This window comes from Streptomyces sp. NPDC060064 (genome assembly GCF_042736455.1).
GTDB lineage: Bacteria > Actinomycetota > Actinomycetes > Streptomycetales > Streptomycetaceae > Streptomyces.
Map to the genome: position 1 here is coordinate 101690 of NZ_JBHWWF010000031.1, position 6823 is coordinate 108512.

Genomic DNA, 6823 nt, shown 5'->3' on the forward strand with positions numbered 1-6823 from the left:
GCCTACACCCGCCTGGCGTGCACCAGGAGGATGGAGGCCAGGGATGGCGCGGCACAGGCGGCCCGGTCGACCGGGCGCAGGGCGCGCGGGACACCGTGGAAGGGCGCGCCGGCCAGGGTGACCACCTCGAAGCCCGCGGCGGTGAGGAATCCCCGCAGGGCGCGGGCGGTGAACAGGCGTAGATGGCCGACCACTTGGGATCCCGGGCGGCCGTGAATGCCGCGCAGGCAGACCTCCGAGAACACGGGCTGCACCCCGGCGGCCAGCAGCACCCGGTTGTACCAGGCGGCCAGGTTCGGAGTGGAGAGCATCAGATGGCCACCCGGTTTGAGGATGCGGCGCAGTTCGTCCATGGCGCTGTCGGGATCCACCAGATGCTCGATCACCTCGCTGAAGAGCACGGCGTCGGCACTCGCGTCGGCCAACGGCAGCCCGCCCGACGTCAGTTCACCCCGCACGACATGGTTCATCCGGGTGGCGGCCCGGCGCAGCGCGTCCTGGGACCAGTCGATACCGACGATCCGGTGATCGCCGAGGAGTGGACCCGCGGTGGCCGCCGCGGAGCCGTCGCCGCAGCCGACGTCGACGACGAGGGAGGGCTCGGGCGGCAGCACTCGGGCCAGCATCACCGCCTGGCGCCGGCTGCGCTCATCTCCGGAGGCGACGGGGACGGCCGGGTTCTCGTAGAACTCGCGCAGTCCCGCGGGGAGAGTTCCCGTCATGACCCGTCACCTCCTGAATCGGCCGGCAGAGCCGCCATGGCGGCCAGATACTCCGTGAAGAAGTCGCACAGCCGTTGTCCTGCCGCGTCGTCGAGGAGAGCGCGCGACCAGCGCAGCGCCAGATGCAGCCGTCCTCCCGTGCTGGCGGTGGTCACGGTCAGCCCGCGCGGCATCGCGGCGGGAGCCGAGAACCAGACGGCCTCCGCCCGGCCCGCCTCCGCGAAGTCCAGCGGGTACGGAATACGCCCGATGTTGCTGAGCAGCGTCGTCGAGGTCCAGGGAGCGGCAGCCCGCCGAAGGCCTCGGGTCAGGGCAGCCCGCATCCCCACGGGCAGGGCGGGTGCGGTGAGGAGGGCTGCGGCGTGGCCGAGTTGGGGGCGGGGTGCGGACTTCAGGGCGCGGGTGCGTTCCGCGGTGCGGTGCAGCAGGGCGGCGAGAGCCTCGGGGCCGGGCTCCGGCGCGCACTCCTGCACCCCGAATCCGACCTCCACGAGGCGGGTGCCGTTTCCGATGGGCATCTCGGCGCCGCGGGGACGGTCGTCGACGGGCATGGTGATACGCATCGGGCGGGGCGGGGCGTCGTGCAGCCGGTTCCAGCGGGCGATCATCAGGCAGGTGGTGACGAGGAGTTGGTCGTTGACGGTGTAGCCGGCCCCGGCCGGTCGGCGCGGCACCGGCAGCTCGGCCAGCAGCAGTCCGTTTCCGTCGGCCGACCCCCGGGCATTGGTCGCCGGTGCCACACGGGCGGGCCTGGCCGGCCCGCCCGCGCGGCCGGGCGGCGGTGGCCCCGGCAGCCCTGTCGAGCCGACGGGATTGCGTACGGGGGAGGTCGGGAAGACGGCGGCGCCGCCGTACAACTCGGCGGCAGTGGCCAGCACGCGCAGACAGGCGGGCCCGTCCAGGGCGGTGTGGTTGAGCGTCAACAGCAGCACACAGGAACTGTCCGTCGACGACGGCCTCACCACCTCCAGCCGGACGGGTGGGGAAACGGACAGCGGCGGAGCCTCGGCCAGCGCTCTGGCCCTGGCCCGCTCCAGCGCACCGGGCCCCGGCTCCGGGAAGCCGACCGGATCCACGTCCGGGGTACCCGTCAGCTCCCATTCGTAGCGCCGCCGGTACCAGGGGCCGGGAGCCTCGCGCACCAGAATCCGCGGGTGCCGGCGCAAGGCCTCGCCGAACGCGGCCCGAAGCCGCTCCGGATCCGGCTGCCGGGGCAGGTGCACCTCTATGTGTACGGTCTCGGGCTCCTCCTCGCGCAGACAGTGCCGGGAGATCTCGTCGACGACCGGAAACGGAATCCGGTCCGGAGCGGGCCCGGGCGGCGGCCCGGGCCTGGCGGGTTGCAGGGCGGTCATCTCGGCGGAGCCTCCCTCGGGTTGAGCGCCGCGTGGCCGGGCGGTTCAGCGTGGGGCGCAGGACCAGGAACGGCGCGCCCGGCAGGGCCGTTTGCGGACCGCACCCGTTGCGGCAGGGGCTGCGGGTCCGGTGCCGCGGAGGCAGGTGTCGCCCGTACCCGCCGGTCCACGGTGACCACGGCCGCGCACAGCGCGATGAGCGCCAGCAGTTGGGCCGCCGGGCCGAACGCGCCCCGGCCGGCGGAGACCGGATCGCCCGCCCCGGTCGCGGCCGCGATCCCGGCGCCGGCCATCGCCACCAGTGCGATCGGCACCAGCAGGGAGTGCCGCAGGCGGGCAACTACCGTCAGCGCGGGGACGATCAGCGCGAAGGGACCCGCCACGACCGCGACCACCAGGGTCAGCGCGACGCAGCCCAGAACCCATCCGGGCGCCGGCGGGGCCATCGCCACCGAGGCCGGGTTGCCGCCCCGGCGGCGTACCAGCGCGAGACCCGCCAGCAGCGCCAACGCCAACGCGCCGCCGATCATCCCGATGTCGTAGAGCAGCACGGGTTCGTACTCGAGCTCGACCGTGCCGCCCGCGCCTGCGGGGATCAGCCAGGCCTGCTGCCAGCCGTCGATCCGCAACGGGATCAGCCTCTTGCCGTCCAGGGTTGCTTTCCAGCCGTCGTTGGCGTTCTCGTACATCTGGAGGTAGCCGGCCTCGCCCGCGCCGACGGTCACGGACCGCCGGTCGCCGCGCCAGTCGGCCGCGGTCGCCGTCCGCTGTTTGCTCATGGCGGGCGGGCGGACCTCGCCGCGGGTCAGTGTGATGTCGGTGAGCGCGAGGGGACCTTCGTCGCCCGCCTCCACCTGGTGCAGTCCTCGGCCCAGCGGAAGAGTGCCCTCCGGTGTACGGCAGAGCGTGACCTCGACAGGCCGGCGCTCGGTCAGATCGCGCACCGTTCCCGACGCGCTCGTCGCATGCAGCGTGCCGTCGACGGCGAGGGGCGGACCCTCGCCGCACGGCACGGAGAACCTCAAGCGGGAAGCCGGCGGTGGTGTGCGCAGGTCGGCGAGTGCCGGAATGTGGACCTCGCTGAGGCCGACCGGCAATTGCATCGGGTTGTCGGCGACGGGGTTGTGGACGGTCAGCGGCGCGGCCCGGCTGATGGTGATGTCGAGCCGGTCCGTGGTGATCGGCTCGAAGCGGGCCAGGCCGTTCTCGTCGACGCCGGCCGTCACGGCGCCGTTCGGGGTGCTGATCAGTATCTGCTCGGGCCGGGTGGAGAGTCCGCCCGCGGCCGCGAGGACGATCTCGTCGATGGTCTTCCGGCCGGGCCAGCGCAGATGAATGACCGGCCGGTCGCCGGCGATCCATGCGGTGGTCAGGTCCTCGTCGACGAGATTGCGCGGGCTGAGGCCGTTCCCGAGCCGGCTGGTCGAGTCGGCGGTCGCAGTGATCCGCCGCCCCTGCCGCGGATCGGCGCCGGTGACGAGCCGGTCCAGCGCCTCGCCCGGCACCGGCAGCGCCTTGGCCGTGACGGCGAAATCTCCGCCCCGGCCGACGCCGAACCGGCGGTGCAGGCCCTCCTCGGCCGAGACCGGCGAGAGTCCGCCCGGGTCACTGCCGCGATGGAGGGAGAAGACCTCGGCCCGGGCCTCGTTGTCCTGGGCGTCGGTGGGAAGCCGGAGCAGCCGGGTCACCTGGACGCCGGGGACGGCGACCTCGCTGAAGCCCGCGCCGCCCAGTCCGGCCTTGGGGGACTGGGCCGCCAGGACGGTGATCTTCAGCCACTTGGCCAGCCCCGCGGGCGCCTTGACCGGCTGCGGGTTTCCGTTCGGTGCCAGCGGGCTGTCCTCGAAGCCCTGGTCGGTCTCGACCCGTACGAGTGTGGGGGCGGCCCGCATTCCGTCGCCGGGCAGCGGGGTGAGCTGCAGCGAGGCGGGAATGCCGGTGGGCGAGGAGAAGCCGATACGGAGCCACTGGCCTGCGGCGTTTCCGGCACTGCCCTCGGCCCACGCGGTCCCCGGGTTGCCGTCGAAGGCGTTCACGGGGTCGTACTGCGGCAGGTGGAACAGCCAGTTGCCGCTGCTGGATGCGGTCACCGAGGCGGCCCCCCGCAGGACGGCCGTCGTCTGATGCCCGGTGCCCTTCGTCGGCAGGATCTGCCGCGGTCGCTCGCCCGGGTCCTGCAGGCTCCCGGAGGGGTTCCGTTCGTCCGCGGTGTAGGTGTACGAGGTGTTGCTGTTGACCAGCCCGAAGCGGGTGTCGGCGCGGCGCAGCCCGTCCGCGACGTACTGCGCCGCGGGTGTGCCGAGCCCGGGGTGATTGTCCCCGGTGAGCACGGTGGGCCTCTCCCTCAGGCGCGGATCGGCGGACAGTTGCAACAGTGCTTCGGGGCCGCCGCTGACCACGGCGGTGTCGGCGACCGCCCGCAGGCCGACCTGTCCGGGCCGCCGGGTGTTGCCGGTCGGCTCGTAGATCTCGACGGCCTGCATCCGCGGGAAGATGCCCTGGACCTGCAACGGTGTGCCGCTGGGGATCCGGCCGCCGGTGAGCACGGGGTTGAATCCGGTGACCCTGCGGTAGCCGGAGGCTTCCAGGGTGCGCTTCACGGTGATCGGCGGGACGTATCCGATCTGGTCCGGGTCGAGGTCGTTGCGCACGACGACGAAGTAGAGGCCGGCGCGTGACAAGTAGTCGCGCAGGCCCGGCACTTCACTGCCGCTCATGAGTGCCTGCTCCACCGCGTCCATGGCACGCCGCGAGCCGGGCGTACCGAAGGGCACGAAGTCGCGCTGCGCCCAGCGGGTGTCGGCGAGTACGTCGAAGGGCTGGTCGATGGGCGAGCCCCAGGTGTAGAGGCCGTGGGCGGTGGCGGGGACGACGAGAGCGCGGCTGTCGGGGGAGTTCTTCGCCAGCCAGTCGGCGGCCTTCGTCCAATGGCCGGGCAGCTCCTTGAAGGCGCCCGGCTGCAGGACCGTCCCGTTCACATACGGCCAGGCCAGGCCCGGCAGGACCAGGAGCGCGGCGATGAGGGGGGCGTGGCGCCGGGCGGGGAACGGCCGGGCCCCGTGGCTCTCGCTTGCCGTCGCCACCAGGTGCATCAGCCCGAAGGCGAGGGCGAGAGCGAGCCCGGGTTGGAACTTGTAGATACTCCGGAAGGGCCGCAGCGGCCCGTTCAGCCAGTCCCGAACCGTGTCGTGGAAGGGGGCGCCGAGGGAACCGGCGTATCCGGCCAGGGCGATCAGGACGACAGCCAGCACGGTGAGCAGCAGCCAGCGGCGTTCGGGCAGATCGCGCCGGGCCAGGCCCGCGAGCCCCAGCGCGGCGGCGAGCGCCGAGCAGAGGATGGTGATCGTCGCGGTCGCCACGGTCCAGCCGGCGGGCAGCCAGGCCTCGCCGAAGTGGAGGTAGGCGACCCAGTTGCCGGCGCCGCGCAGCAGTTCGGTCGCCGACATCGTGCCGGTGGTCGTGTCGGCCTGTTCGACGTACGGCATGAAGTCGTCGCCGTAGACGCCGAGCAGCAGCAGTGGGACCACCCACCAGGCGGTGGCGAGCACCACACCGGGAACCCACCAGGCGATCAGGGCGCGCTTGCGAGGACCTGCCGGTCGGCTGAGCAGATAGAGCCCCACGGGCAGCAGCGCGGCGAGTGTCGATGCCGCGTTGACTCCGCCCATGAAGGGGATGAGTAACGCGGACGTGGCCGCGGCCACCCGTGGGGTGCGGGTTCCGGTGAGCGGCAGCAGTACCCACGGGAGCAGCGCGCCGGGGAGCGCGGCCGCCGATGTGGAGCCGACGACGATGGTGTAGGTGGGCCACAGCGCGTAGCCGACGGCGCCCAGCAGCCGGGTCCGTGCGCTGCCGATGACCAGGCGCTCGGCGAGCCGCAGGGCGCCCCAAAACGCGGTGGCCACGATCAGTGAGAGCCACAGCCGTTCGGCCAGCCACACCGGGATGTGCGCGAGGTCGGTGAGTGCGTAGTACGGGAGGGTCGGGAAGGCGTATCCCGCGTACTGGTTGGCGAGCCCGCCGAATCCGGCGCGGCTCTGCCACAGCTCCCCGAGGTCGCCGATGAACCTCCATGGGTCGGCGACCACTCCGAGCTTGGTCTCGAAGGTCATCCTGCCCGGTGACACGGAGAGGAACGCGACAAGGACCGCAGCCCAGAAGGCCAGCAGCCACGATCTGCGGCGCGGCCCGCCGCCCGGCGGCGGGGGCGGCACGGTGGGCCGGGGCCGGCCGGGCCGGCTCGGGGGGAGGGTCAACGTCGTCTCAGCCACGGGTGGCTCGCAGTGGGCTGTCCATCGCTGCTGCCGTTTCTGTTCGGCGCCGGAGGATGAGGAGGAGGTTCCAGGTGGCGATCTCGCGCAGGCCCGGGACGCGGGTGACGGCCTGGGCGAGGAACGGCCAGTACCGCGAGCGGGCCGTGACGAGCGAGACGTCCTCGCGGGCGCGCACCTGGCGCAGGGTCGGACCGATGTGGATCGCGAAGAGGTTCTCGCCCAGGGTGTGCTTGGCGGGGCGCCCGGTCCGCCGCAGGTAGCGGGCGCGGGCGCGGTCCGCGCCCAGGTAGTGCCAGGGCGCCCACTCGTGACCGCCCCAGGGGGAGAGCCAGTTGGTGAACGAGACGTAGATCAGCCCACCCGGCCGGGTGACGCGGATCAGTTCGCTGAGGAAGGTCTGCGGGTCGGCGACGTGTTCCAGCACGTTGGAGGAGAAGCAGATGTCGGCGACGCCGTCGGCCAGGGGCAGCAG

The 6823-nt window shown here is 73.0% G+C and carries 4 protein-coding genes; all 4 read right to left on the reverse strand.

Translation table 11 applies throughout. The features are described from left to right. Positions 1-2: 2 nt before the first annotated feature. Complete coding sequence (locus ACFWDI_RS30655) at positions 3-722, reverse strand: class I SAM-dependent methyltransferase (RefSeq protein WP_385308948.1); 720 nt, start codon at positions 720-722, stop codon at positions 3-5. Beyond that, positions 719-2077 carry a condensation protein gene (locus ACFWDI_RS30660; protein ID WP_385308950.1) on the reverse strand — a complete coding sequence of 453 codons (1359 nt, stop codon included), beginning with the start codon at positions 2075-2077 and terminating at the stop codon, positions 719-721. Before ACFWDI_RS30660 ends, ACFWDI_RS30655 begins: the two co-directional genes overlap by 4 nt. Further along, the gene (locus tag ACFWDI_RS30665) at positions 2074-6348 is read right to left on the reverse strand and encodes an alpha-(1->3)-arabinofuranosyltransferase family protein (RefSeq protein WP_385308952.1); all 4275 of its coding nucleotides are present in this window, start codon (positions 6346-6348) and stop codon (positions 2074-2076) included. Before ACFWDI_RS30665 ends, ACFWDI_RS30660 begins: the two co-directional genes overlap by 4 nt. After that, on the reverse strand, positions 6341-6823 hold a 483-nt coding region (locus ACFWDI_RS30670; protein ID WP_385308954.1), incomplete at its 5' end, for a class I SAM-dependent methyltransferase. The genes ACFWDI_RS30670 and ACFWDI_RS30665, both read right to left, overlap by 8 nt.